21 protein-coding genes, 1 tRNA gene and 2 pseudogenes are annotated in these 25,104 nt (G+C 58.7%); 6 read left to right on the plus strand and 18 right to left on the minus strand.

Going from position 1 to position 25,104, the window contains the following annotated elements; translation table 11 throughout:
• Together AB1E34_RS15900 and AB1E34_RS15905 are read left to right on the plus strand one after the other, a co-directional pair.
• Positions 1-166 (plus strand): annotated as a pseudogene (locus tag AB1E34_RS15900) (IS5/IS1182 family transposase); the annotation flags it as partial.
• Positions 167-516: 350 nt separating this feature from the next.
• A pseudogene (locus tag AB1E34_RS15905) lies at positions 517-1,497 on the plus strand (recombinase family protein); the annotation flags it as partial.
• Between the two features lie 33 nt (positions 1,498-1,530).
• Here the strand turns inward: AB1E34_RS15905 and AB1E34_RS15910 are convergent.
• The 3 genes from AB1E34_RS15910 to AB1E34_RS15920 form a co-directional block, all read right to left on the minus strand.
• Positions 1,531-1,830: a hypothetical protein gene (locus tag AB1E34_RS15910; RefSeq protein WP_372573326.1), complete on the minus strand. Its 300-nt coding sequence runs from the start codon at positions 1,828-1,830 to the stop codon at positions 1,531-1,533.
• A gap of 226 nt (positions 1,831-2,056) precedes the next feature.
• Positions 2,057-2,132: transfer RNA gene (locus AB1E34_RS15915), tRNA-Ala, on the minus strand.
• Between the two features lie 122 nt (positions 2,133-2,254).
• Complete coding sequence (locus AB1E34_RS15920; protein WP_372573327.1) at positions 2,255-2,581, minus strand: TIGR02300 family protein; 327 nt, start codon at positions 2,579-2,581, stop codon at positions 2,255-2,257.
• Between the two features lie 99 nt (positions 2,582-2,680).
• Between AB1E34_RS15920 and AB1E34_RS15925 the strand changes: the two genes are divergently transcribed.
• Both AB1E34_RS15925 and AB1E34_RS15930 read left to right on the plus strand, forming a co-directional pair.
• Positions 2,681-3,376, plus strand: coding sequence for a M48 family metallopeptidase (locus AB1E34_RS15925; RefSeq protein WP_372573328.1), 696 nt, complete (start codon positions 2,681-2,683; stop codon positions 3,374-3,376).
• 30 nt (positions 3,377-3,406) lie between these two features.
• Positions 3,407-4,054 (plus strand): GntR family transcriptional regulator, encoded by a 648-nt coding sequence (locus AB1E34_RS15930; protein ID WP_372573329.1) that lies wholly within the window; start codon positions 3,407-3,409, stop codon positions 4,052-4,054.
• 156 nt (positions 4,055-4,210) lie between these two features.
• Here the strand turns inward: AB1E34_RS15930 and AB1E34_RS15935 are convergent, their stop codons facing one another.
• On the minus strand, positions 4,211-4,702 hold the full coding sequence (locus AB1E34_RS15935; RefSeq protein WP_372573330.1) for a GNAT family N-acetyltransferase: 492 nt from the start codon (positions 4,700-4,702) through the stop codon (positions 4,211-4,213).
• 1 nt (position 4,703) lies between these two features.
• Positions 4,704-5,015, minus strand: a complete 312-nt coding sequence (locus AB1E34_RS15940) for an ETC complex I subunit (RefSeq protein WP_372573331.1) — start codon at positions 5,013-5,015, stop codon at positions 4,704-4,706.
• Positions 5,016-5,212: 197 nt separating this feature from the next.
• Here AB1E34_RS15940 and uvrB point away from each other — a divergent pair, with 197 nt between their 5' ends.
• The gene (gene uvrB, locus AB1E34_RS15945; RefSeq protein ID WP_372573332.1) at positions 5,213-7,399 is read left to right on the plus strand and encodes an excinuclease ABC subunit UvrB; all 2,187 of its coding nucleotides are present in this window, start codon (positions 5,213-5,215) and stop codon (positions 7,397-7,399) included.
• Position 7,400: 1 nt separating this feature from the next.
• Here uvrB and AB1E34_RS15950 read toward each other — a convergent pair whose 3' ends face one another.
• The 7 genes from AB1E34_RS15950 to AB1E34_RS15980 form a co-directional block, all read right to left on the minus strand.
• Positions 7,401-8,204, minus strand: a complete 804-nt coding sequence (locus AB1E34_RS15950; RefSeq protein WP_372573333.1) for a hypothetical protein — start codon at positions 8,202-8,204, stop codon at positions 7,401-7,403.
• Positions 8,205-8,543: 339 nt separating this feature from the next.
• Positions 8,544-8,900 (minus strand): diacylglycerol kinase, encoded by a 357-nt coding sequence (locus AB1E34_RS15955; RefSeq protein WP_372573334.1) that lies wholly within the window; start codon positions 8,898-8,900, stop codon positions 8,544-8,546.
• A 154-nt stretch (positions 8,901-9,054) separates the two neighbouring features.
• Positions 9,055-13,296, minus strand: coding sequence for a DNA-directed RNA polymerase subunit beta' (gene rpoC / locus AB1E34_RS15960; RefSeq protein WP_372573335.1), 4,242 nt, complete (start codon positions 13,294-13,296; stop codon positions 9,055-9,057).
• Between the two features lie 79 nt (positions 13,297-13,375).
• Positions 13,376-17,512, minus strand: coding sequence for a DNA-directed RNA polymerase subunit beta (gene rpoB, locus AB1E34_RS15965; protein WP_372573336.1), 4,137 nt, complete (start codon positions 17,510-17,512; stop codon positions 13,376-13,378).
• Between the two features lie 248 nt (positions 17,513-17,760).
• A complete protein-coding gene (gene rplL, locus AB1E34_RS15970; protein ID WP_372573337.1) occupies positions 17,761-18,135 on the minus strand; it encodes a 50S ribosomal protein L7/L12 in 375 nt (124 codons plus the stop codon).
• A gap of 80 nt (positions 18,136-18,215) precedes the next feature.
• Positions 18,216-18,734, minus strand: coding sequence for a 50S ribosomal protein L10 (rplJ, locus tag AB1E34_RS15975; protein WP_306201124.1), 519 nt, complete (start codon positions 18,732-18,734; stop codon positions 18,216-18,218).
• A gap of 540 nt (positions 18,735-19,274) precedes the next feature.
• Positions 19,275-20,117, minus strand: a complete 843-nt coding sequence (locus AB1E34_RS15980; RefSeq protein WP_372573338.1) for a class I SAM-dependent methyltransferase — start codon at positions 20,115-20,117, stop codon at positions 19,275-19,277.
• Positions 20,118-20,322: 205 nt separating this feature from the next.
• Between AB1E34_RS15980 and AB1E34_RS15985 the strand changes: the two genes are divergently transcribed.
• On the plus strand, positions 20,323-21,300 hold the full coding sequence (locus AB1E34_RS15985; RefSeq protein WP_372573339.1) for a phosphotransferase: 978 nt from the start codon (positions 20,323-20,325) through the stop codon (positions 21,298-21,300).
• 82 nt (positions 21,301-21,382) lie between these two features.
• On the opposite strand, the gene rplA is transcribed toward AB1E34_RS15985, so the two are convergent.
• The 6 genes from rplA to ccoS all read right to left on the minus strand — a co-directional run bounded on the left by rplA (position 21,383) and on the right by ccoS (position 25,103).
• Positions 21,383-22,081 carry a 50S ribosomal protein L1 gene (gene rplA / locus AB1E34_RS15990; RefSeq protein WP_372573340.1) on the minus strand — a complete coding sequence of 233 codons (699 nt, stop codon included), beginning with the start codon at positions 22,079-22,081 and terminating at the stop codon, positions 21,383-21,385.
• Between the two features lies 1 nt (position 22,082).
• A complete protein-coding gene (gene rplK, locus AB1E34_RS15995) occupies positions 22,083-22,508 on the minus strand; it encodes a 50S ribosomal protein L11 (protein WP_372573341.1) in 426 nt (141 codons plus the stop codon).
• A gap of 259 nt (positions 22,509-22,767) precedes the next feature.
• On the minus strand, positions 22,768-23,559 hold the full coding sequence (gene ppk2, locus AB1E34_RS16000; protein ID WP_372573342.1) for a polyphosphate kinase 2: 792 nt from the start codon (positions 23,557-23,559) through the stop codon (positions 22,768-22,770).
• A 355-nt stretch (positions 23,560-23,914) separates the two neighbouring features.
• Positions 23,915-24,448 carry a transcription termination/antitermination protein NusG gene (gene nusG, locus AB1E34_RS16005; RefSeq protein ID WP_372573436.1) on the minus strand — a complete coding sequence of 178 codons (534 nt, stop codon included), beginning with the start codon at positions 24,446-24,448 and terminating at the stop codon, positions 23,915-23,917.
• A 206-nt stretch (positions 24,449-24,654) separates the two neighbouring features.
• A complete protein-coding gene (gene secE / locus AB1E34_RS16010) occupies positions 24,655-24,852 on the minus strand; it encodes a preprotein translocase subunit SecE (RefSeq protein WP_306201108.1) in 198 nt (65 codons plus the stop codon).
• Positions 24,853-24,944: 92 nt separating this feature from the next.
• On the minus strand, positions 24,945-25,103 hold the full coding sequence (gene ccoS / locus AB1E34_RS16015; protein WP_306201106.1) for a cbb3-type cytochrome oxidase assembly protein CcoS: 159 nt from the start codon (positions 25,101-25,103) through the stop codon (positions 24,945-24,947).
• Position 25,104 lies beyond the last annotated feature (1 nt).

Genomic DNA, 25,104 nt, shown 5'->3' on the forward strand with positions numbered 1-25,104 from the left:
TCACCGCCGAAGCCGTGCAGAAACAAAAATGCACTGCGTCAAACTCCTTGGCCAACACCTCATGGCCCGCGACTTCGATCGGCAAGTCGCTGAGCTCCAGATCCGGATCGCGGTGCTCAACCGCTACACCGCTCTTGGCATACCTCTCACAATGCCCGAAGGATAACTCCGTCCGGGGAAGGGGGAAGTGCCCTCAAACCCAGATTTGTGCAACAAAGCCGCAATACCTCGAAAACCACATCGCCGATCCTACCGACGTCAGTCGGTAGTCGTTCAGTGATACGCAGCGGGAGGAGATCATTGAGGCGCTGTGGACCATCATCGTCGCCTTTGTCGAACTCGGTTTTGGTGTCCATCCGGTTCAACAAGCCTGTGGACAACCCGAAAAAGAGCTTGATCCAGCCGATAAGCCGGATTCGGATGTGGTAAAATCCAGCGACACTGCGCTGAAAGGCACGTTCAACACGGCACCGGAGCGAGAATAACGCTCCGGGTCGACAACGAAAGGCAGGAAAGATGACAACAAAACGGCATTTGAAACCCGACAAGGCGAAGATCGCGCTGATTTATTGCCGCGTCTCGGACAAGAAGCAAAAAACCGATGGTCACGGTCTGGAAAGCCAGGAACACCGCTGCCGTCAGTATGCCGAAGAGCGCGGGTTATCGGTAGAGATGGTCTTCACGGACGATTTTACGGGCGGCGGGGATTTCCTGAAACGGCCCGCCATGCGAGCGCTTCTGGCCTATCTCGATGTCAATCAGGATCAGAACTATGTGGTCATCTTCGACGATCTCAAACGCTTCGCCCGTGATACGCGCTTCCATTGGGATTTGCGTGAGCAGTTTGATGCGCGCGGCGCGAGCGTCGAATGCCTGAATTTCAAATTTGAAAACTCGCCCGAAGGCCGTTTCGTGGAAACCATGTTCGCGGCGCAAGGGCAGCTTGAGCGGGAACAGAACAGCCGTCAGGTGGTTCAGAAAATGACGGCACGGATTGAGAAAGGCTATTGGGTCTTTCCACCGCCTGTGGGCTATCGCTATGCCAAGGACAAGACGCACGGCAAGCTGCTGGTGCGCGATGAGCCGATGGCCTCAATCCTGGCCGAAGCTTTGGAAGGCTACGCTTCCGGTCATTTCGGGTCGCAAGCCGAAGTGAAACGCTTTCTGGAGTCCCAGCCGGACTTCCCGAAGAGCGGGGCAAGCGGCTATGTGCATCCCACCAAGGTCAAAGACATTCTCATGAAGCCGATCTATGCGGGCTACGTCTCTGCGCCGCATTGGGGCGTGTCCCTGCGCAAGGGGCATCATGAGCCGTTGATCAGTTTTGAAACGCATGAACGCATTCAGGAAATCCTGAATGGGGCCGTCTATGCGCCTGCGCGTAAGGATATCAGTGAGGATTTCCCGCTACGTGGCTTTGTGCTGTGTGACGACTGCGGCGAGCCTCTGACGTCCTGCTGGTCCAAAGGGCGCAACAAGCACTACCCGTATTATCTATGCGATACGCCGGATTGCGCTTCCAAGCGCCGTTCAATCCCACGCGCCAAGATCGAAGATGGGGCAGAGGCGTTGCTGCGCACTCTGCAACCCGCCAAGCAGATTTTTGCGCTGGCCCGGGTCATGTTCAAGGATGTATGGGATATGCGCCTCTTGGAGGCTCGCAGCGCCAAGGAAACGCTGGAGGCGGAAGTGGCGGAAATAGAACGCCAGATTGAGACGTTTCTGGAGCGTATCGTTGAAGCCAGCAACGCCTCCGTGGTCAAAGCCTATGAAGCCAAGATCGAAAAACTGGAACGCCAGAAGATCAGATTGGACGATCAGGCGGCGCAAATCGTGCCACCGCAAGGGCACCAGAACACATTTATCGAACCCGTGATGGATTTTCTGGCAAGTCCTTGGAATCTTTACATGAAAAGTGGCTTGTCCCTCAAGCGCACAGTGCTGAAACTGGCCTTTGCAGAGCCTCTGCGCTACAACCGGAATGAAGGCTATCGAACCGCCAAAACATCCCTTCCTTTCAAGGTGTTAGCGGAATTTTCAACCCCAAAGTGCGGGATGGTGGAGCCTAGGGGAGTCGAACCCCTGACCTCTTGCATGCCATGCAAGCGCTCTCCCAACTGAGCTAAGGCCCCGATCCTGTACCGATCAAACGGTGGCGGACGTTTATGAAAGGCTGGCCCCGAGCGCAAGTGCAAAATCGTCGGGGTCAGCATTTTTTGGCCATCGCCGTGCAACCGGGCGCGGCGGTGACGGGTCAGGAATCGTCGTCTTCGGAAGCGACGTCGGCAATCTCTTCGAGGGGGACGTTGTCCTCTTCCTCGTCATCATCCAGCAGATCGTCTTCCAGTTCGATGTCGACAGTGTCGTCATCTTCCAGAACGGCGTCGTCGCCGTCGGCATTCTGCTTGGCCTTGACCGAGGCCGCATCCTCGGCGTCGGCGGCGATCATCCGGCTCTTGCCGGTGTCGAATTCCACGACCTCACCCGTATAAGGGCTGACGATCGGGTCCTTGTTCAGGTCATAAAACCGTTTGCCGGTGGTTGGGCAAACGCGCTTTACGCCCCATTCTTCCTTGGGCATAGAAAATCCCCTTGATATCACGTGAGTCGTATGACGATTCCGGTCACCTGCCATATGCTGTAGGGACTGTCAAAGCCTTTGAGGGCAAGGGGCGCAAACATGGCCGATCATCACCTTCCCGGCGCGCCGCCGGTGCCGCTGCTTCTGCGTCGATCGGCGCGGGCGCGGCGGATCAGCCTGCGGATTTCGCAGTTGGACGGGCGCGTCACCCTGACCCTGCCCAAAGGTGTGCCTGAACGCGAGGCACTGGATTTTGCCCGCTCCAAGGAAGGGTGGATTCGTGATCACATCAGCGCGCGGCCCGATCAGGTTCTGCTGGCACCGGGCGCGCAGATACCGATCGAGGGCGTTTTGCGCACCATCGTTGCGGCACCGGGGCGGCGGGTGGTGCTGCGCCCGGATGAGATCGCGGTGCCTTCGGGGGCTGAGGCGCGGCGGCTGCAGCGCTATCTCAAGGAACTGGCCCGCGACAGGCTGGTGGCGGCCTCCGATCATTATGCGCAGGCGTTGGGGCGCGGGTATGCCCGGATCACACTCAGGGACACACGGTCGCGTTGGGGGTCGTGTTCTTCGGGAGGTGCGCTGATGTACTCCTGGCGCCTGATCCTCGCGCCATCTGCGGTGCTGCGCTATGTGGCGGCGCATGAGGTGGCACATCTGGCCGAGATGAACCATTCGGCGCGGTTCTGGGCGCAAGTCGACCGCATCCACGGCCCTTACGAAGCGCCGCGCCGATGGCTGCGCGAACAGGGGGGTGCGCTGCACCGGTTCCGGTTTGAGAGGGACGAAGGTTGACCTCCTCCGCGGATGTGATCACATGGGTGCATGCTGACACAACGCGCACCCGATCATGCCGCGGTTGCCCATGACCGCATCTACCGCAGCCTGCGGACCCGCATCATGCATGGTGAGATTGCACCGGGTGCGGCGCTGACGCTGCGCGGGATCGGCAAAGAATATGATGTGTCGATGACGCCTGCGCGTGAGGCGGTGCGGCGGCTGGTGGCTGAGGGTGCGCTGTTCCTGTCCAATTCGGGTCGCGTCTCGACCCCGGAGCTCAGCAACGATCGGATCGAGGAACTGGCCGCGCTGCGCGCGCTGCTTGAGGTGGAACTGGCAAGCCGCGCCCTGCCACGCGCCCATATCGCACTGATTGACCGGCTGGTTTCCATCAACGGTTCTGTTGCCGAGATGGTCAGCAAACGCGATGCGGTGGGCTATATCCGCGCCAATCTGGAATTTCACCGCACGCTTTATCTGCGGGCACAGGCCCCTGCCATGCTGGCTATGGCCGAAACGGTCTGGTTGCAACTTGGGCCGACCATGCGGGCGCTTTATGGCCGTCTGCGCCGGACCGATCCGCCGCATTATCACCGCCTGATCATTGCGGCGCTGAAGGCGGGTGATGAGCCGGGGCTGCGCTTGGCTGTACGTTCTGATGTGACCCAGGGGTTGCGCCTGCTGGTGAGTTGAACGCCGGGTTCGGGCGGCCCTGGTGGCGAAGGTCAACCTGTATGGTTGATACGTTGAGCGTCTAGCGCGAGGTGTCAGTGCCGTTATCTTCAGATGGTTTGATCGCAGGCCATGACACTGCTTGCAGGCAACATCGCATCTTCGCGGAGCAAGGTCTCATCCGGTCAGATTCGAGGACGCCTCCAGCGACCGGGTCATAAAGGTGCTGAGCGGGTCGGGCCGGTAATCACCAAAAGGCGGGCATTCGCGGAACCCATGCGCGGCATAAAGCGCGCGGGCGGGGGCAAAGATCGGGTCAGACCCGGTCTCAAGGCTCAACTGATGTAATGCGCGGTTCTGCGCTTCGGTAATCAATGCCTGCAGGATGGCGCGGGCAATGCCGCGCCCGCGCGCCTCGGCAGCGGTGTGCATGGATTTCAGCTCGCCATGGCCGGGCGCGATTTCGTTCAGCGCCCCGATGCCCAGAACCGTGCCCGCCTGCCGCGCGCTGATCAGAGTGACATCTGCCTCCAGCAGCGCGTCGGGCTCCATGACGTGGCAGCTTTCTTCGGGCGAGCTGTCGCGCATCAGCGCAAAATGGCGCAGCAGCAGGTCGCGCACATCTGCCGCGCACACGTCATCGCGGGCGATCACCAGATCAGCGCCCATCTCAGTGGGTCCAGGGGGTGCGCCGGCTGGTTGCGAAATTCTCGCCATAGCCCATGGGACGGATATTGGGCTTACGTGTATGAGGCTCTGTCACTTGCGCGTCGATCCCGTGCGCCTTGGCGTAATCCAGCGCCTCTTGCTTGCTGTCAAACTGCAGGTGCACCTGGCTTTGCGTATCGGCGGACGAGGTCCAGCCCATCAGCGGATCGATCTCGCGCTCTGACGCAGGGGCGTATTCCAGCACCCATTTCCGGGTCTTTGCCATCCCCGATGTCATTGCGTTTCTCGCAGGTTGGTAGATGCGTGCGCGCATTGCCGTCTCCGTCGATCAATTCGTCCCGGACCGTTATGCGCTAGCGCGACCTTGCGGACAAGTTGCAACTTTCTGCGTCCAAGCCAAATATGCAATCGGCTCGGCAGCAAATCCAGATGCAAGCGGGTTCTATACGCCTCCCCCTTGCAAGTGGACAAAATAAGAACAAATCTAGGGGTCTGACTCGGAGTTAGCCCATGCCTTATGCCAGTACCGACCGATCCCAGCTTGTCACAGAAGACGTCCGCGCCCGCCCCAAGCTGGAAGGCGGGCGGCGTTTCGTTATGCAGACCGAGTTTTCCCCTGCCGGTGATCAGCCCACGGCGATCGCGGAGCTGACCCAGGGGGTCGGCGAAGGCGAGCGGAACCAGGTGCTGCTGGGCGCCACCGGTACCGGCAAGACCTTCACCATGGCCAAGGTGATCGAGGAAACCCAGCGCCCGGCCATCATTCTGGCGCCCAACAAGACGTTGGCGGCGCAGTTATACGGCGAGTTCAAGGGTTTTTTTCCCGACAACTCGGTCGAGTATTTCGTCAGCTTTTACGACTATTACCAGCCCGAAGCCTATGTCCCGCGCTCTGACACCTACATAGAAAAGGAATCCCAGATCAACGAGCAGATCGACCGTATGCGCCACTCGGCCACGCGGGCGCTTCTGGAACGCGACGATGTGATCATCGTGGCGTCCGTCTCGTGCATCTACGGGATCGGGTCGGTCGAAACCTACGGGGCGATGACGCAGGATCTGAAAGTCGGCAAGGAATATGACCAGCGACAGGTGATGGCCGATCTGGTGGCCCAGCAATACCGCCGCAATGATCAGGCCTTTCAGCGCGGCTCGTTCCGGGTGCGCGGCGACAGCCTGGAAATCTGGCCCGCCCACCTGGAGGACCGCGCCTGGAAACTCAGCTTTTTCGGCGAGGAACTGGAAACCCTGACCGAGTTCGACCCGCTCACCGGCGAGAAAACCGACACGATGGAGCAGGTCCGCATCTATGCCAATTCCCATTATGTCACGCCGAAACCGACGATGCAGCAGGCGATCATCGAGATCAAAAAGGAACTCCGCATCCGGCTGGACCAATTGGTGGGCGAAGGCAAGCTGCTGGAAGCGCAACGTCTGGAACAACGCACCAATTTCGACCTGGAAATGCTCGAGGCCACCGGCGTCTGCAACGGGATCGAGAACTATTCGCGCTACCTCACCGGCCGCGCGCCGGGCGAGCCGCCCCCGACGCTGTTTGAATTCATCCCCGACCACGCCATCGTTTTCGCCGATGAAAGCCATGTCAGCGTGCCCCAGATCGGCGGCATGTACCGGGGCGACTATCGGCGCAAGTTCACCCTGGCCGAACACGGGTTCCGCCTGCCGTCCTGCATGGACAACCGCCCCCTCAAGTTCGAGGAATGGGACGCCATGCGCCCGCAATCGGTCTTTGTCTCGGCGACGCCCGCCGGGTGGGAGATCGAACAATCCGGCGGTGTCTTCACCGAGCAGGTGATCCGCCCGACCGGCCTGTTGGACCCCGAGGTCGAAATCCGGCCCGTCGAGATGCAGGTGGATGATCTGCTGGACGAGGTTCGCAAAGTGGCCGCCGATGGCTATCGCACGCTGGTCACCACGCTGACCAAACGCATGGCCGAGGACCTGACCGAATACCTGCACGAACAGGGCATCAAGGTCCGCTACATGCACTCGGATATCGACACGCTGGAACGCATCGAAATCCTGCGCGATTTGCGGTTGGGGGCCTTCGACGTGCTGATCGGCATCAACCTGCTGCGCGAAGGCCTCGACATCCCCGAATGCGGGCTGGTGGCCATTCTGGACGCGGATAAAGAGGGCTTCCTGCGCTCGGAAACCTCGCTGATCCAGACCATCGGCCGCGCAGCGCGCAACGCCGATGGCCGGGTGATCATGTATGCCGACAAGATCACCGGCAGCATGGAACGCGCGCTTGGCGAAACCAACCGTCGCCGCGCCAAGCAGATCGCCTATAACGCGGAACACGGTATCACGCCCGAGACGGTGCAGAAGAATGTCGATGATATTCTCGCCGGTCTCTATCAGGGCGACGTGGACATGAACCGCGTCACGGCCAAGATAGACAAACCGATGCATGGCGCGAATTTGGAGGCCCATCTGGACGGGTTGCGCGACCAGATGCGCAAGGCCGCCGAGAACCTGGAATTCGAAGAGGCCGCCAACATCCGGGATGAGATCAAACGTCTAGAAGCAGTCGATCTCGCCGTCGCCGACGACCCCATGGCGCGTCAATGGGCGGTCGAGAAGGCCTCGGAAGACGCGGTGAAATCGCGGGGGCGGTCAACGGCTGGCAGGCCGGGGCAGCGGGGTGGGAATGTGAAGCGGAGGAAAAGGTGAATCACTTCGCTCTGTCTGCGTTCCAGGTCGAAAATTTCGACCGCTTTATTTTGAATTTTTTTGAAAGCTGTACGTCAAGCCGTGTCGCTGTTTCCACAACAGCTTCACTTAATTCTGTCAACTCGTCATAATCAAGATGCACCCTTTTCCCCTCTTTCTGAACTTCGAATCCGAGCTTTTGTGTTCGGTCTAAGAAAATTCTGCTTGCGAAGCCTCTGTTGTGTGAATTTATATTTCTTACTTCGATGAAATATCTAACACTGGATTTCACATCCTTATCGTCAAATAGCTCGCATCCGAGAGTGCTGCTAATATATTCCGCAATTGAATCCATACCGCCGTATGCCAATTGGTTTATTTTCTTATCCACCAGATAAGATACAAGATCCCTGTTCCTCCTAAACTGAAGAACTTCCGCTACTTTTACCGTCTGGCTTGAAGTAATAATTTCGGGGCGCCGACTGGCACAGTCTTGAATAATTGAAGACAGATACCATAAAAAAGCATCTACGATATTATTCGTTATGTTTCGACTATTCAAACCGCCGAACTCTTCGAGTTTCGAAAAGGATCTACGCTGACCTTCTTCCAGCTTACTTTTTAGTTCAGCCGTATCCTGCTCATCCATTGAGCTCTTAATTAGGGCCTTGGTCGATGTTTCAAAAACCTTGTCCGCATACATCGCGAGGTTCATTTGAAAAAAGAAGTGATCTACTACGCGATAGTAGTCTTTCAAAAATAGGAACAGACTCTTCGTTACAACAAAATCGTCGCCTTTATGTATGAAGTTAGCGGAATCCGTCATAAACTGCCTTCTCGAACATTCAAATCTAGAAGTGTAAGTTAGGTCGATGAGCTACCACTCAGCAAGCGTAGGATGGCTGCTCGCATCTATCTTTTTCGATGATGCAAAATGACTGGTGAAATCACCCGTTCTACTCGTCACCCCACACTTCAAACTTACAGCCCAGCGCTCCCTGCTCCACGTTTAAAATGACGAATTGTAGGTCCAAACGGTAGCCATGACGAACTCAAAGATCCTGCCCAACACGCATGAGGTCCAAAGCGCCAGTCACCGGGTGCGCGGCACCCGCGCGGTGCTGGCCGAAGATCTGGCGCAGTCTCAGGAAACTCCGTCTGCGCCTCAGATCAGCCCCAGGATCACCACCAGCCAAGCGACCCCGGCCGCAAGCGCGGTCAGGGCGACGGCGGCGCTGGCGGCGTCCTTGGCCTGACCGGCCAACTCGTGGTGCTTGGTCGAGGTGAAATCCACCGCCCGCTCGATGGCGGTGTTGAATAGCTCGGCCGCCAGAACCAGCAGGCCAAGCGCCACGATCAGCGCGCGTTCTCCGGCGCTCAGCGGCAGCCAGAGTGCCAGGGCCGCCGATATGAGATTGGCCCAGACCCAACTGCGGAACGAATATTCCTCGCGCCAGGTCACGGCCAGCCCTGCCCAACTCCAGATCGTTCGGTCTTTCAGGCGTGCAAAGAAGTTGCGCATGAGTCCTCCGCTTCGGCTTTCCAGGCGTCATCCCAAGGATGCAACCGGGCCGGAGTGCGAAAATCAAGCGCGCATCCCGCCGCCTCATCAGATATGACAAAAGAAAAGGGCCCCGCCTTGCAGCGGAGCCCCCTATCCATCGGAAGCGCTCGTCTTATTCGCGGCTTTCCGGTGTATCGACCAGCGTGTCGAAATCGTCGCTGATGAAGTCGTCCTCCATCACCGGCGCGGCCAAGGCTGCGGCGGCTTCGGCCTCTTCCCGACGCGCTTCGATCACGACATTGTCGCGGTCCTGCGCCACGCGGCGCACGCGCTGGGTGGCACCACCGGTCCCGGCAGGGATCAGTCGGCCCACGATGACGTTTTCTTTCAGACCAACAAGCTTGTCCTTCTTGCCCTGAACCGAAGCCTCGGTGAGCACGCGGGTGGTCTCCTGGAAGGAGGCCGCCGAGATGAAGGAGCGGGTCTGCAGCGAGGCCTTGGTGATGCCCAGCAGGATCGGCTCACCCTGTGCCGGACGGCCGCCCTTGGCGATCGCCTTTTCACAGGCCGCGTCAAACTCCTGCTTGTCCACATGTTCGCCCTTGAGCAGCGTAGTGTCGCCAGATTCCTGGATCTCCCACTTCTGCAGCATCTGGCGCACGATGACCTCGATGTGCTTGTCGTTGATCTTCACACCCTGCAGGCGATAGACGTCCTGAACTTCGTCGATCATGTAGTCTGCCAGCGCCTCGACACCCATGATGGACAGGATGTCATGCGGAGCGGGGTTGCCGTCCATGATATAGTCACCCTTCTGCACGAAGTCGCCTTCCTGCACCGGGATGTGCTTGCCCTTGGGCACCATGTATTCGACGGCATCCATCGACTCGTCTGCCGGTTCGATGCTGATGCGACGCTTGTTCTTGTAGTCGCGGCCAAAGCGCACGTAACCATCTGCCTCGGCGATGATTGCGTGATCCTTGGGACGACGGGCCTCGAACAGTTCGGCCACACGCGGCAGACCGCCGGTGATGTCCTTGGTCTTGGCACCTTCGCGCGGAATACGCGCGACAACGTCACCGGCTTCGATCTGCTGACCGTCTTCGATCGACAGGATCGCATCGACCGACATCGGGTAATGCACCGGATGTCCCTGATCGTTGCGCACCGGCTCGCCATCTTCGCCCACCAGAATGATCTCTGGCTTAAGATCGTTGCCTTTCGGCGCTGCGCGCCAGTCGATCACGATCTTCTGGGTCATGCCGGTCGCATCGTCGGTCTCGTCACGGACAGCGATGCCCGAAACCAGATCGACATATTTCACGGTACCTGACTTCTCTGCAATGATCGGCAGGGTATAGGGGTCCCATTCGAACAGCTTGTCGCCACGCGCGATCTTGTCGCCATCCTTGACGAATAGCTTGGAGCCATAGCCCAGCTTGAAGCTGGCACGCTCTTCACCATGCTCGTCATTGATGATCAGCTTCATGTTCCGGCCCATCACCAGGTTCTCACCTGCCGAGTTCGCCAGAATCTGAGCGTTTTCAAAGACGATTACACCGTCCTGACCGGCCTCCTGGAAGGATTGCTGACCACCCTGGGCGACGCCGCCGATGTGGAATGTCCGCATCGTCAACTGGGTGCCGGGTTCACCGATCGACTGTGCCGCGATGATGCCGACGGCCTCACCGGTATTGACCATGGTGCCGCGTGCAAGGTCACGGCCATAGCACATGGCGCAGACGCCTTCCTCGGCCTCACAGGTCAACGGCGAGCGGATACGCGCGCTGACAACGCCAGCCTCATCAACCGAATCCGCCATGCGTTCGTCGATCAACTGGCCTGCAGCGACCAGCACATCGGTGGTACCGGGCTTGAGGATGTCATCGGCAGCCACACGGCCCAGAATGCGATCCGCGAGCGAGGACACAACCTCACCATCGTTCACCGCAGCCTCAGCCGTGATGGCACGATCGGTGCCGCAATCATGCGCCCGCACGATGCAATCCTGCGCCACGTCCACCAGACGGCGGGTCAGGTAGCCCGAGTTCGCCGTCTTAAGCGCGGTATCGGACAGACCTTTCCGCGCGCCGTGGGTCGAGTTGAAGTATTCAAGAACGGTCAGACCTTCCTTGAAGTTCGAGATGATCGGCGTTTCGATGATGTCGCCATTCGGCTTCGCCATCAGGCCGCGCATCCCGCCCAGCTGCTTCATCTGCGTGACCGAGCCACGGGCACCGGAGTGGGCCATCATGTAGACCGAGTTCGGTTCCTGTTCGGCCCCGTTCTCGTCCCGAGCCGAGGACGAGATCGTGCCCATCATAGCATCGGTGACGCGGTCGTTACACTTGGACCAGGCATCGACAACCTTGTTGTACTTTTCACCCTGAGTGATCAGGCCGTCCATGTACTGCTGTTCGAAATCCTTCACATGGCTGCGGGTGTCTTCGACGATGCCCCATTTGTCATCGGGGATCACCATGTCGTCCTTGCCGAAGGAAATGCCCGCCTTGAACGCTTCGCGGAAGCCCATGGTCATGATCTGGTCGCAGAAAATGACCGATTCCTTCTGACCGCAATAGCGGTAGACGGTGTCGATGACCTGCTGCACTTCTTTCTTCCGCAGCAGACGGTTGACCAGTTCAAACGGTGCCTTCGCGTTCAGCGGCAGCAGCGCGCCCAGACGGACACGGCCCGGTGTGGTTTCGAAGCGCTGCTGCACCTCCAGACCGTTTTCGTCGATCTGGGTGATCCGCGCGGTGATCTTGGTGTGCAGGTGCACTTCACCCGCGTCCAGCGCGTGCTGAACTTCCTCGATCGAGCCAAACACCTTGCCTTCACCCGGCATGCCTTCGCGTTCCAGGGTCACATAGTAGAGACCCAGGATCATATCCTGCGAGGGAACGATGATCGGCGCACCGTTTGCAGGCGACAGAACGTTGTTCGTCGACATCATCAGAACACGGGCTTCCAGCTGGGCCTCAAGGCTCAGCGGGACGTGCACAGCCATCTGGTCGCCGTCAAAGTCGGCGTTGAAGGCCGAACAGACCAGCGGGTGCAGCTGGATGGCTTTGCCTTCGATCAGGACCGGTTCAAACGCCTGGATGCCAAGACGGTGCAGCGTCGGCGCACGGTTCAGCATGACAGGGTGTTCGCGGATCACCTCGTCGAGGATATCCCAAACTTCGGGGCGCTCTTTTTCGACCAGTTTCTTCGCCTGTTTCACGGTCGAAGACAGACCCTTGGCTTCAAGGCGCGAATAGATGAACGGCTTGAACAGCTCCAGCGCCATCTTCTTGGGCAGACCACACTGGTGCAGCTTGAGTTCCGGACCGGTCACGATGACCGAACGGCCCGAGAAGTCGACGCGCTTACCCAGAAGGTTCTGACGGAAGCGGCCCTGCTTGCCTTTCAGCATGTCGCTGAGCGATTTCAGCGGACGCTTGTTGGCACCGGTGATCACGCGGCCACGACGGCCGTTGTCGAACAGAGCATCCACCGACTCTTGCAGCATCCGTTTTTCGTTGCGGACGATGATGTCAGGCGCGCGCAGTTCGATCAGACGCTTCAGACGGTTGTTCCGGTTGATCACGCGGCGATAGAGATCGTTCAGGTCGGACGTCGCGAAACGGCCACCATCCAGCGGCACCAGCGGGCGCAGTTCCGGCGGGATCACGGGGATCACGGTCAGAACCATCCACTCCGGGCGGTTGCCGGATTCCAGGAAGCTTTCGACCACTTTCAGACGCTTGATGATCTTCTTGGGCTTCAGCTCACCGGTGGCTTCGGCCAGATCAGCGCGCAGCTGTTCGGCTTCGGCTTCCAGATCGATCTGGGCCAGCATCTCACGAATGGCTTCGGCGCCGATATTGGCGGTGAACGCGTCCATGCCATAGGCATCCTGGGCGTCCATGAACTCTTCTTCGGTCAGCATCTGGCCATAGGTCAGGTCGGTCAGACCGGGCTCGATGACGACATAGTTTTCAAAGTAGAGCACGCGTTCCAGATCGCGCAGCGTCATGTCCAGCATCAGGCCGATGCGGCTGGGCAGCGATTTCAGGAACCAGATATGCGCAACGGGCGCGGCCAGTTCGATATGGCCCATCCGCTCGCGGCGGACCTTTTGCAGGGTGACTTCCACACCGCATTTTTCGCAGACAACGCCGCGATATTTCATGCGCTTATATTTGCCGCAGAGGCATTCGTAGTCTTTTATAGGGCCAAAGATACGCGCGCAGAACAGTCCGTCACGTTCGGGCTTGAACGTGCGGTAGTTGATGGTTTCGGGTTTCTTGATCTCACCATAGGACCAAGAGAGAATCCGCTCTGGCGAGGCCAGCGAGACCTTGATCTCGTCAAAGACCTTTTGCGGGGTCAGCGGGTTGAACGGGTTGTTGGTCAGTTCCTGGTTCATTTGTTTACCTCAAATTCGTGCGGATGTGTGGGACGAGGAAGGCGTTTCGAAACGCCTTCCCAAGGGCTTTGCAAAGCCCTTATTCCGTCTCCTCCGCATCCAGGAGTTCCATGTTCAGGCCGAGGCCGCGGACTTCTTTCACCAGAACGTTGAAGCTCTCGGGAACGCCCGCCTCGAAGTTGTCCTCGCCCTTGACGATCGACTCGTAGACCTTGGTCCGGCCGGCGACGTCATCCGATTTCACGGTGAGCATCTCCTGAAGGGTGTAGGCAGCGCCGTAGGCTTCCAGGGCCCAGACCTCCATCTCACCAAAGCGCTGACCACCAAACTGCGCCTTACCGCCCAGCGGCTGCTGGGTGACGAGGCTGTAGGGCCCGGTCGAACGCGCGTGGATCTTGTCATCCACCAGGTGGTGCAGTTTCAGCAGATATTTGATGCCCACGGTCACCGGACGCGCGAATTGCTCCCCGGTCCGACCGTCGAACAGAACCGACTGACCGCTTTCCGAGAAGCCCGCGCGCACCAGCGCGTCGTTGACGTCGGCCTCTTTGGCGCCGTCGAAGACCGGGGTTGCGATCGGAACACCACGGGTCACGTTGCCCGCCGCTTCGACCAGACGATCCTCTTCCATGCCGCTGATGCCTTCTTCATAGACATCCTCGCCATAGGCCAGCTTCATCGCTTCGCGCACCGGGGTCAGATCGCCGGACCGGCGGTATTCACCCAGGGCGTCGTCGATGTTCAGACCCAGACCGCGCGCGGCCCAACCCATATGGGTTTCAAGGATCTGACCAACGTTCATACGCGACGGCACACCCAGCGGGTTCAGACAGAAGTCGACAGGTGTACCATCGGCAAGGAACGGCATGTCTTCCATCGGAACAACCTTGGAAATCACACCCTTGTTCCCGTGACGACCGGCCATCTTGTCGCCCGGCTGCAGCTTGCGCTTCACGGCGATGAAGACTTTGACCATCTTCATCACACCCGGCGGCAGGTCGTCGCCACGGCGGACCTTTTCGACCTTGTCCTCGAAGCGGGCATCCAAAGCACGTTTTTGCACTTCGTACTGCTCGTTCAGAGCCTCGACGACCTGTGCATCCTGCTCGTCTTCCAGCGCCAGCTGCCACCACTGACCACGGGTCAGGGTATCCAGCAGCTCTTCGTTGATCTCGGACCCCGCCTTGACGCCTTTCGGCCCCTTGACGGCTTTCTTGCCCAGGATCATGCCCTTGAGACGCGCATAGATGTTGCGGTCAAGGATGGCGAGTTCGTCGTCCCGGTCACGGGCCAGACGCTCGACTTCCTCACGCTCGATCTGCAGCGCACGCTCGTCTTTCTCGACGCCGTGGCGGTTGAAGACACGCACCTCGACCACGGTCCCGAAGTCGCCCGGCTTGACGCGCAGCGAGGTATCGCGCACGTCGGATGCTTTTTCACCAAAGATGGCGCGCAGCAGCTTTTCTTCAGGGGTCATTGGGCTTTCGCCCTTCGGAGTGATCTTACCGACCAGAATATCGCCCGGCTCCACATCCGCGCCGATGTAAACGATGCCAGCCTCATCAAGGTTGCGCAGCGCTTCTTCACCGACATTCGGGATGTCGCGAGTGATCTCTTCCGGGCCCAGCTTGGTGTCACGGGCGGCAACCTCGAATTCCTCGATATGGACCGAGGTAAAGACGTCATCGCGCGCGATACGTTCGCTGATCAGGATCGAGTCTTCGTAGTTGTAGCCATTCCACGGCATGAAGGCGACGACCACGTTCTTGCCGAGCGCCAGTTCCCCCATATCGGTGGAGGGGCCATCGGCCAGAACTTCGCCCTTCTGAACCGTCTGACCCACCTTCACCAGCGGACGCTGGTTGATGCAGGTGTTCTGGTTCGAGCGCTGGAACTTGCGCATGCGGTAGATATCCACACCGGCATCGCCCAGTTCCAGATCTTCCGTCGCCCGGATCACGATACGCTGGGCATCGACCTGGTCGATGATGCCTGCGCGTTTCGCCATGATCGCAGCACCCGAGTCACGCGCCACAACCTCTTCGATCCCGGTGCCGACCAGCGGCGCCTCGGCCCGCAGAAGCGGAACCGCCTGACGCTGCATGTTCGAGCCCATCAGAGCGCGGTTGGCGTCGTCGTTTTCGAGGAACGGGATCAGCGAGGCCGCGACCGAGACCAGCTGTTTCGGGCTGACGTCGATCAGGTCAACCGCGTCAACCGGCGCCAGCGTATAGTCACCGGCCTGACGGGTGTTGACCATCTCGTTGATGAACCGGCCCTCACCATCCAGCGTCGCGTTGGCCTGCGCCACGGTGTGACGCATTTCCTCTGTCGCCGACATATAGTGAACCTCGTCGGTCACCTTGCCTTCGTTCACGACGCGATAGGGTGTTTCGATGAAGCCGTACTTGTTCACGCGAGCAAAGGTGGCCAGCGAGTTGATCAGACCGATGTTTGGCCCTTCCGGCGTTTCAATCGGACACATCCGACCGTAATGGGTCGGGTGCACGTCGCGCACCTCAAAACCTGCACGTTCCCGCGTCAGGCCGCCCGGCCCAAGCGCCGAGAGGCGGCGTTTGTGGGTGACTTCGGACAGCGGGTTGGTCTGGTCCATGAACTGGCTGAGCTGCGAGGAACCGAAGAATTCGCGCACCGCGGCCGCAGCCGGTTTCGCATTGATCAGATCCTGCGGCATGACGGTGTCGATCTCGACGCTGGACATGCGTTCCTTGATCGCACGTTCCATGCGCAGCAGGCCGACGCGGTACTGGTTTTCCATCAGTTCGCCGACCGAACGCACACGGCGGTTGCCGAGGTGGTCGATATCGTCCACGTCGCCCTTGCCGTCACGCAGTTCGACCAGCGCTTTGATACAGGCGACGATGTCTTCCTTGCGCAAGGTGCGTTGCGTGTCTTCGGCATCCAGCGCCAGACGCATGTTCATCTTGACCCGGCCAACGGCGGACAGATCATAGCGCTCGCTGTCGAAGAACAGCGTATCGAACAGCGCCGAGGCGGCCTCAACGGTGGGCGGCTCGCCCGGACGCATCACACGGTAGATATCCATGAGCGCAGTGTCGCGCCCCATGTTCTTGTCCGCCGCCATGGTGTTACGCATGTAGGGGCCGACATTGACGTTATCGATGTCCAGAACCGGAATGTCGGTGATGTCGGCGTCGATCAGATCCTTGACGGTACCGCCGATCAGCTCGCCGTCCTTGTCATATTCGAGCGTCAGCTCATCACCGGCCTCGACATAGATCGCACCGGTTTCTTCGTTGATGATGTCCTTGGCGACAAACTTGCCGACGATGTGGTCAAACGGCACCAGCAGATCGGTGACCGCGCCCTCTTCGATCAGCTTCTTGACCGCGCGGGGGGTGACTTTCTTGCCCGCTTCGGCAATCACTTCGCCGGATTTCGCATCGACTAGATCATAGGTCGGACGAGTGCCGCGCACACGCTCGGGGAAGAACGGGGTGACCCAACCTTTCTTCTTCTCCAGCTTGAAGGGCACGGTGTTGTAATAGGCATCCATGATGCCTTCCTGATCCAGACCCAACGCATAGAGCAGGGTCGTCACCGGTAGTTTGCGGCGACGGTCGATACGGGCGAACACGATATCCTTGGCGTCGAATTCGAAATCCAGCCAGCTGCCGCGATACGGGATGATGCGGCAGGCAAACAGCAGTTTGCCCGAGGAATGGGTCTTGCCCTTGTCGTGGTCAAAGAACACACCGGGCGAGCGGTGCATCTGGCTGACAATCACCCGTTCGGTGCCGTTCACGATGAAGGTGCCGTTCGGGGTCATCAGGGGCATGTCGCCCATGAAAACATCCTGTTCCTTGATGTCCTTGACCGATTTGGCGCCGGTGTCCTCGTCGACATCAAACACGATCAGGCGCAGAGTGACCTTCAGCGGCGCGCTATAGGTCATGTCGCGCTGCATGCACTCTTCGACATCGTATTTCGGCTTTTCCAGGTCGTATTTCACGAACTCCAGCACGGAGGTTTCGTTGAAATCCTTGATCGGGAAGACCGACTGAAACACACCCTTGATGCCTTCGCCGTCAAGCGGCAGGTCGGCATCGCCGGAGCGCAGGAAAAGATCATAGGAAGATTTCTGCACCTCAATGAGGTTCGGCATATCCAGAACTTCGCGGATTTTGCCGTAATATTTACGAAGACGTTTCTGGCCAAGGAACGTTTGAGCCATGTCAGATGTCACCTTTCAGGTTCTCAGCGGTCAAGACTACCGTCGGGCCCCGGTAGCTTGCCCCTACGAGACAGCAGGTCCAGATCAATTCATGGCCACCGTCCCGAGTGGCGGCCTCCCGATCCGAAAACCCTGCCTTAGAAAACGCTTTTGCGGGCAAAGCCCTTTCTAAGACAGGTTCGGCTGGACCCGGATTTCTCCGGGCCCAGCCAAATTTTGTGGCGCAATGAATGCGCCAGTCGCCTGACTTAGGCCAGCTCGACTTCGGCGCCAGCTGCTTCCAGCTTGCCTTTGACTTCTTCGGCTTCGTCTTTTGCAACGCCTTCTTTGATCTTGCCACCGGCTTCGACCAGTTCCTTGGCTTCTTTCAGGCCAAGACCGGTCAGCGCGCGGACTTCTTTGATCACGTTGATTTTCGAAGCGCCGGCGTTCTTCAGAACGACGTCGAATTCGGTCTTCTCTTCCTCGGCTGCGCCACCGGCGTCAGCAGGGCCAGCCATGACAACGGCGCCGCCAGCTGCGGGCTCGATGCCGTACTCGTCCTTGAGGATGGTTTTCAGTTCTTGTGCTTCCAGCAGGGTCAGACCAACGATCTCTTCTGCCAGTTTCTTCAGATCAGCCATTGTATCAGCTCTTTCCGTTTTACAGTGTGTGTTCCAACGTCAGGGTGTGCACCCCACGCCGGTCATTCAGTGCCAACCGCTTACGCAGCTTCCGCCTTCTCTTCGATGGTCGAAAGGATGCTTGCGATGTTGCTTGCAGGTGCGCCAATTGCGCCAGCGATGTTCGAAGCAGGTGCGCCGATCATGCCCGCGATGGTAGCAATAAGCTCCTCGCGCGACGGCATTTTCGACACGGCTTCGACGCCGGCACGGTCCAGAGCGTTCTCGCCCATTGCACCGCCAAGGATTGCGAACTTCTTGTTCTCCTTGGCGAAGTCCTCGGCCACCTTGGCTGCTGCCACGGGGTCCTCGGAATAGGTCAGAACGGTCATCCCCGTCAGCAGGTCAGCGATGCTTTCACACGGCTTACCCTCAAGGGCGATTTTGGCGAGCCTGTTCTTGGCAACACGCACAGATCCACCCGCTTCGCGTGCACGCGCGCGCAGATCCTGCATTTCAGCAACTGTCAGACCGACGTAGTGAGAAACCACCACGACGCCAGAGCTTTCAAAGATCTGGCCGAGTTCCTCGACCACTTTCTCTTTCTGGGCTCTATCCACAGTTCTCTCCAAGTTAGGGATGTCAGACATCCCGGCTCATATTTGCCGCGGCCAAAGCCCCGGCGTTCAGGTCCGTTGTTACGGGGTTGAGCCAAAATTCGCCCGAAGGTCTAGCCCTCGATCTCATTGGTCTTTACCCGTCTCAGGCAGGAAATTAAGACCCCTCGCAGGGCCACCCACCGTCTTGGACGAAACAAAATAAAGCGCACGACGAATCGCACGCTTTATTCCGCGGCCCTATTTAGGACAGAGCGGCGGGGTTTCCAAGGGGTAAAGTGACGGATCTGCCTGCTTTTCAATCGCATTAGACGCAGGTCTTGCAAGTTACTTCAGACATTCTTCTCGCAACTTCCGCTGCAGCACTTTACCGGACCACGTCATCGACAAACTGACATCCTGGCCCTGACTGGATGTGCTACCCTCGGGCCCCACCTTACAGATATCTCGACATCGCACAGATCACCCCCAAAAAAATGACCTGCCTGCGCACGAACCCAGCAGAGCGGCAGATCGCCGGGTAACCCTGACAGAGGGGATATTTCAGAGTCGGGTGGCCAGCAGCCGCACGCCGCTCAGATCTCCGGTTCTGTACTGATCGACAAAGAACGCATAGGCGCTGTCCCAATTGTCGAAATGAGCCTGGCCGAAACGTTCAACCGTCTGGTCCTTCAGACTGCGATACATCGCCAGACGCTCGATCAGAATCTCACGCCACGTCTCGCCCAGATCAATGGCCTTCTGCACCGCAAAACCCGCCCTTTCGAGCCGCTGACAGTATTCGGGGATCGTGCAGAGCCCGGCCAAGGCCAGTTCCCTTTCCAACCGCTGGCGCGTTGCATCCGAGATCGCGTCGGTGCCCACGATATCGGTGAAGGCCAGTCGCCCACCTGGTTTCATGAGCCGTGCCGTTTCCTGCAGCAATTTGTCCTTGTCCGGGATATGGCAGAATGCCTCCTGACTAATGGCCACATCGAATCCATCATCTGGCAAGGGCATGCTCATCGCGTCAGCGCAAAGAAAGGTTACGCGGTCCGCCTGCCCTGTCATCCGGGTCAGTTCTGCAGCCCCCTCGATCCGGCTCCCCGTCAAATCCACCCCCGTCACGCGACAGCCATAGTGACGCGCAATATACCGCGCCGGCCCACCCAACCCGCAGCAAATATCCAGAACGTGATCACTTTCGGCAAGATCCGCCAATTCCGCCAGAGCGTCATTTGCCGCCACGCCGGAATAATGGTCCTGATCGTAGGCTTGAAGCGTATCCTCGGTGAGGGTCCGCAGATCGACCCCGTCCCTGTCCAGTTTTTCCAGGATTTGCGGCAAGCTGATCGGATGACTGTCGTAGAAGGATCGCACCTCTTCCAGATGGGTGTCTTTGCTCATGATGTCCTCCGATTGGTCGCCTGCGTTGCGTGTCTCTCCCCACCCTGCATCGCTTCGTCCGGGCCGAAAAGCCAATAGGCCGATATTGAGCCACTTTCATCCCTCCAGCCAAGATTGACATCACGCCGAGCCTCCTGTCCATTTGCCCCGGCGGCAGCGGCACAGCCCGCGGTCTCCCCTCCACGGCTTGCAGCACGGATCAGAAATGCCGACCCTGTCCCAACAAGAAACGCATCTTGCTTCGGCCTATGTGGATGAGTTCGCGCGGGTCTGCCTTGACGGGGCGACCCCCAGTTTCGACTGCATCTATCGCTCAAGCAATTTTCCCCAGACACGTCTGGTCCTGCGAGTGGATGACGGGGGCGAGGCCTATGCGCTGAAGATCGATACCGAATCCCCCGCCACCGGGCGGCTGAAAGCCGAGTTTGGTGTCTTGCGGGAGTTGTCCGCATATTTTCAGGCCAACGAAAGCACCCAAGTCGTACGCCCGGTCTACTACGCGCCGGGAAATGCCTTTTTCGTTACGGAGTTCATCGACCGACCGACGGCGGTTGATCTGATCTACAACTCTCCCGATGACAGCAAGGTCGCACAGGTCTATCGCCGGGCCGGGTCCTGGCTGCATGACCTGCACGGATTTCAGGACCCCACACAAATGCCGTTCTGGCCGCAATGGATGATGGAAGGCATCCGGGAATCGATCAGGGCTGCCGGTCCCGATATTGCCGATGACACTCAAGCGATGATGAACATCATGCGCGCCGATGCAGGGCGGCTGCGTGGCAAACCCGTTCTGCGCGTCTTTTCGCATGGCGATTTTCACGGCTTGAACCTGATCCTCGGGCAAGGGGCTATGATCGGGCTGGACTTCACCGAGGTGATCGAGAAACCAGCAGTCTACGACATCGTCGATTTCCTGAAGGCGGATGTGTTTCGCGACGTAAGCGGGCAGGAACTGGACCGCAGCGGTATCCTCCAGGTGAACAAGGACATGTTCTTTCGCCGCTACCGCCACCCGATCGACATGGATGTTCTGGACTTCTGCATCCGGGCAAGACTGCTGAAGGATTGGCTGGAAGTGTCCGGGGATGGCTATCAGCCGACAGAGTTCGAGGCCCAAAGATCGCAGCACTTGCGCCGCCGCTTGCGCTTGGCCCTGACCGTACCCGTCTCGGCGGGCTGATACCGCCGTTGCCGTGCATAAAAAATCCCCGGAGCGCTCGTGACACTCCGGGGATCATATCTTTGACTTTATGGCCTTCGGCTTACTCGCCCGAGGCGCTGGCCACGTCGAGGGTCACGCCGGGGCCCATGGTCGAGCTCAGCGCGATTTTCTTCATGTAGGTGCCTTTGGCGCCCGCTGGCTTGGCCTTGGCAACAGCCGAGATGAAGGCGCGGACGTTTTCGACCAGCTTGCCTTCGTCGAAGGATGCTTTGCCAACACCGGCATGTACGACGCCGCCTTTTTCCGCCTTGAACTGAACCTCACCGCCCTTGGCTGCTTCCACGGCCGCTTTCACGTCCATGGTCACGGTGCCGACCTTGGGGTTCGGCATCAGGTTGCGGGGGCCCAGAACCTTACCCAGACGGCCGACGATCGGCATCATATCCGGGGTGGCGATGCAGCGGTCAAATTCAATGGTGCCGCCCTGGATGGTTTCCATCAGGTCCTCGGCGCCAACGATATCCGCGCCTGCGGCCTGTGCCTCTTCGGCTTTGGGGCCACGTGCGAAGACAGCAACGCGCATCGCTTTGCCGGTGCCGTTGGGCAGGCCGACAACGCCGCGCACCATCTGGTCCGCGTGGCGCGTATCAACACCAAGGTTCAGAGCGATCTCGACGGTTTCGTCGAATTTCGAGGTTGCGTTGGCCTTGACCAGGGCAACAGCTTCTTCGACCGACAGGTTGTCCTTGCCAGCCACAGCTTCGCGCGCGGCGCGGGTGCGTTTTCCGAGCTTTGCCATCTTACTTCACCTCGATGCCCATGGAGCGGGCAGAGCCCAGGATGATCTGCATTGCGCCTTCGATGTCGTTGGCGTTCAGATCTTTCATCTTCGCTTCGGCGATCTCGCGCACCTGCTTGGAGGTCACGGAACCGACGATCTCGCGGCTGGGGTTGTTGGCACCCGATTTCAGCTTGGCAGCCTTCTTCAGGTAGTAAGACGCGGGCGGCGTCTTGATGTCCATGGTGAAGGACTTGTCCTGATAATAGGTGATCACGGTCGGGCACGGCGCGCCGGGCTCCAGATCTGCGGTCTTGGCGTTGAACGCCTTGCAGAATTCCATGATGTTGATGCCGCGCTGACCCAGCGCCGGACCAACCGGCGGAGAGGGGTTCGCTTGACCTGCAGGAACCTGCAGTTTCATTGTACCAGCAAGCTTCTTGGCCATTTGGATTTCCTTTCAACTTAGGCGAAACGCGTTTCGCCTAGATTATGTTGCGTGGTCCGATCCGGGACCGCGATCCCTATAATCTCCCACGAGAGAATCTCGCCCGAAGGCGATAGAGGCGGCATGTACAGCGGAAATGAGAGGTTGGCAAGTGGCCGACCCCGTTGCCCGAAGCGATCGCTTTGGGTCCATCCCGCCCCGCATCGTGAGGGTCTCGGATTGCTCGAGGGGCCAATACGGGTGGGGCAATTCGGAAATCTTAAAGCAACGTCGCGTGAACTTCCGGCACAAAGGTCTGATCGTCCATAGGTGGTCTGACGTATCCGCGTTGCGCCGGGCGCTCTTCAAGTATTACTGGCGCGCGCTCGATCTCTTCATAGGGGATAAGTGACAAGAGGTGGCTGATGCAGTTCAAACGGGCATGTTTCTTCACATCGGAATTTACCACATACCAAGGCGCTTGCTTGATGTCCGTATGAGAGAACATGTCGTCTTTTGCTTTCGAGTAATCCACCCAGCGTTTCCTGCTTTCCAAATCCATCGGGCTTAGCTTCCACTGCTTTGTTGGATCAGTGAGGCGTTTTTGGAAACGGCGTTCCTGTTCTTCGTCGCTGACAGAGAACCAATATTTGATCAGCTGTATTCCTGCGCGGACCAGCATTCGTTCGAATTCCGGACAGCTTCGCATAAACTCTTTGTACTCTTCATCGGTACAAAAACCCATCACGCGTTCGACGCCAGCCCGATTGTACCAGGAGCGGTCGAAAATGATGATCTCGCCTGCTGTAGGCAGGTGGGCGACATATCTTTGAAAATACCATTGCGCCTTTTCCCGCTCCGTAGGTGCTGGAAGCGCAACGACCTGGCAAATTCGGGGGTTCATCGCCTCGGTGATACGCTTGATGGTTCCACCCTTGCCAGCGGCGTCGCGTCCCTCGAAGACTATTGCGACCCGATGGCCAGTATGTTTGACCCATTCTTGGAGCTTCACCAGCTCGATTTGAAGCCGCGCGAGCTCTTTTTCATAGGTCGAGTTCGAAATCTTTTTCATTTGGGTCTCCAAAACTATTCAAAGCTGGGTGACGAGGTAATCTGGACCGCCGACTTAAACACTAAACTCAGCGGATACTCTGCTTGCCATACTGGACCGTTTTCCGGACTTGTGTCAGGTTTTTCTTTAGCTCGGCAACACTCGGAGAGGTGTCTGCCAATAACCCGCGCTGAAATTCAAATAAGGTTTTGCTACAAAGATTTAGACTTGATGGGCTATGCCTGCAGTCTTGATTCATCCGCAGCAAGGTAGCTTTCAACCAATGTCCTCTCCGCACTCACTGAGCGGACATACAAAAGCAAAAACGCCGCGTGCAGGTGGCATCGCGGCGTTACAAATACTGCTGAGACGCTTCTTAGCTCTGCTTGGTCACCTGCGTGAAATCCAGCTCGACCGGGGTTTCGCGGCCAAAGATCGAGACGGTGACCTTGAGTTTCTGGTTGTCGTCGTCGACGCCTTCGACCATGCCGTCGAAATCCTCGAACGGGCCGTCATTGACCTTGACCTTTTCGCCGATCTCGAAGGTGATCAGGGTGCGCGGCGCGTCTTCGCCTTCCTGTACGCGGTTCAGGATCTGGTTCACCTCGGCATCGCGCATCGGCATCGGGCGGCCTTGCGGGCCCAGGAATCCGGTGACGCGGTTGATCGAGTTGACCAAGTGATAGCCCTGATCGGACATTTCCATATGCACCAGTACGTAACCGGGCATGAAGCGGCGCTCGGTCGTGACCTTCTTGCCCCGGCGCACTTCGATCACCTCTTCGGTGGGCACCAGAACCTCGTCGATCTCGTCCTCAAGCCCAAGCTCAGCGACCGAGGTGCGGATCTGCTCTGCGATCTTCTTCTCGAAATTCGAGAGAACGCTGACCGAGTACCACCGTTTCGCCATGAACTTGCCGTCCTTGTCCTGTTTGCGATGCGCCCGTCTGCCGAACCGCATCTGTCATTGAAATCTCTTATGCGGCACAGCCGCGCCCGCCGGAACAAAAAGCGGCGCGCAACTCGAATCGCCGCACGCCCGTCCCGAAGGCCGAGGCTGACCTACTCCGAGCGCCCCCGATACGCAAGAGGGATCGCGAAGAAACCGGGTCTGGTTTAGTTGAACGCGCCCAGGATCGCCTGCAGCCCGCTGCGGATGCCAAGATCAACCAGCGCAAAGAAAACAGCCGTCAGGGCGGCCATGATGAACACCATCACCGTGGTCAGCAGCACCTCGCGGCGGGTCGGCCAGACGACCTTGGAAACCTCGGCGCGGACCTGCTGGATGAACTGGATCGGGTTGGTGATAGCCATGTGGCACACGTCTCTCTGCTAGCGGATGGGCGGGACATAGCCGGGCATTGCGGTGATTTCAAGGGCTGCATGCGGCCCATCACGCAGGTATGTCAGGGTTTGGGCTTGTCATCCCACTCGTCGTTCAGGATGCGGCGTGCGTCGCCCTCGGGATCGTCATACTGGTTAGAGCGCACCGTATAGATGAAGCCCAGCAACCCAGCACCGCCCAGAAGCAGCGAGATCGGGATCAGATAGGTCAGGATATTCATC

It is taken from the genome of Ruegeria jejuensis (assembly GCF_041537905.1).
Taxonomy (GTDB): domain Bacteria; phylum Pseudomonadota; class Alphaproteobacteria; order Rhodobacterales; family Rhodobacteraceae; genus Ruegeria_C.

What these genes read in the sequence shown, in the direction of transcription:
- AB1E34_RS15930 (WP_372573329.1), top strand. Translation starts at nt 3,407, where the DNA reads ATGCTGACACAACGCGCACCCGATCATGCCGCGGTTGCCCATGACCGC.
- secE (WP_306201108.1), bottom strand. Translation starts at nt 24,852, where the DNA reads ATGGCTATCACCAACCCGATCCAGTTCATCCAGCAGGTCCGCGCCGAG.
- ppk2 (WP_372573342.1), bottom strand. Translation starts at nt 23,559, where the DNA reads ATGAAAAAGATTTCGAACTCGACCTATGAAAAAGAGCTCGCGCGGCTT.
- AB1E34_RS15985 (WP_372573339.1), top strand. Translation starts at nt 20,323, where the DNA reads ATGCCGACCCTGTCCCAACAAGAAACGCATCTTGCTTCGGCCTATGTG.
- AB1E34_RS15920 (WP_372573327.1), bottom strand. Translation starts at nt 2,581, where the DNA reads ATGCCCAAGGAAGAATGGGGCGTAAAGCGCGTTTGCCCAACCACCGGC.
- AB1E34_RS15950 (WP_372573333.1), bottom strand. Translation starts at nt 8,204, where the DNA reads ATGACGGATTCCGCTAACTTCATACATAAAGGCGACGATTTTGTTGTA.
- rpoB (WP_372573336.1), bottom strand. Translation starts at nt 17,512, where the DNA reads ATGGCTCAAACGTTCCTTGGCCAGAAACGTCTTCGTAAATATTACGGC.
- rplL (WP_372573337.1), bottom strand. Translation starts at nt 18,135, where the DNA reads ATGGCTGATCTGAAGAAACTGGCAGAAGAGATCGTTGGTCTGACCCTG.
- rpoC (WP_372573335.1), bottom strand. Translation starts at nt 13,296, where the DNA reads ATGAACCAGGAACTGACCAACAACCCGTTCAACCCGCTGACCCCGCAA.
- rplA (WP_372573340.1), bottom strand. Translation starts at nt 22,081, where the DNA reads ATGGCAAAGCTCGGAAAACGCACCCGCGCCGCGCGCGAAGCTGTGGCT.
- AB1E34_RS15980 (WP_372573338.1), bottom strand. Translation starts at nt 20,117, where the DNA reads ATGAGCAAAGACACCCATCTGGAAGAGGTGCGATCCTTCTACGACAGT.
- AB1E34_RS15940 (WP_372573331.1), bottom strand. Translation starts at nt 5,015, where the DNA reads ATGCGCGCACGCATCTACCAACCTGCGAGAAACGCAATGACATCGGGG.
- AB1E34_RS15935 (WP_372573330.1), bottom strand. Translation starts at nt 4,702, where the DNA reads ATGGGCGCTGATCTGGTGATCGCCCGCGATGACGTGTGCGCGGCAGAT.
- ccoS (WP_306201106.1), bottom strand. Translation starts at nt 25,103, where the DNA reads ATGAATATCCTGACCTATCTGATCCCGATCTCGCTGCTTCTGGGCGGT.
- rplK (WP_372573341.1), bottom strand. Translation starts at nt 22,508, where the DNA reads ATGGCCAAGAAGCTTGCTGGTACAATGAAACTGCAGGTTCCTGCAGGT.
- AB1E34_RS15925 (WP_372573328.1), top strand. Translation starts at nt 2,681, where the DNA reads ATGGCCGATCATCACCTTCCCGGCGCGCCGCCGGTGCCGCTGCTTCTG.
- uvrB (WP_372573332.1), top strand. Translation starts at nt 5,213, where the DNA reads ATGCCTTATGCCAGTACCGACCGATCCCAGCTTGTCACAGAAGACGTC.
- AB1E34_RS15955 (WP_372573334.1), bottom strand. Translation starts at nt 8,900, where the DNA reads ATGCGCAACTTCTTTGCACGCCTGAAAGACCGAACGATCTGGAGTTGG.
- nusG (WP_372573436.1), bottom strand. Translation starts at nt 24,448, where the DNA reads ATGGCGAAACGGTGGTACTCGGTCAGCGTTCTCTCGAATTTCGAGAAG.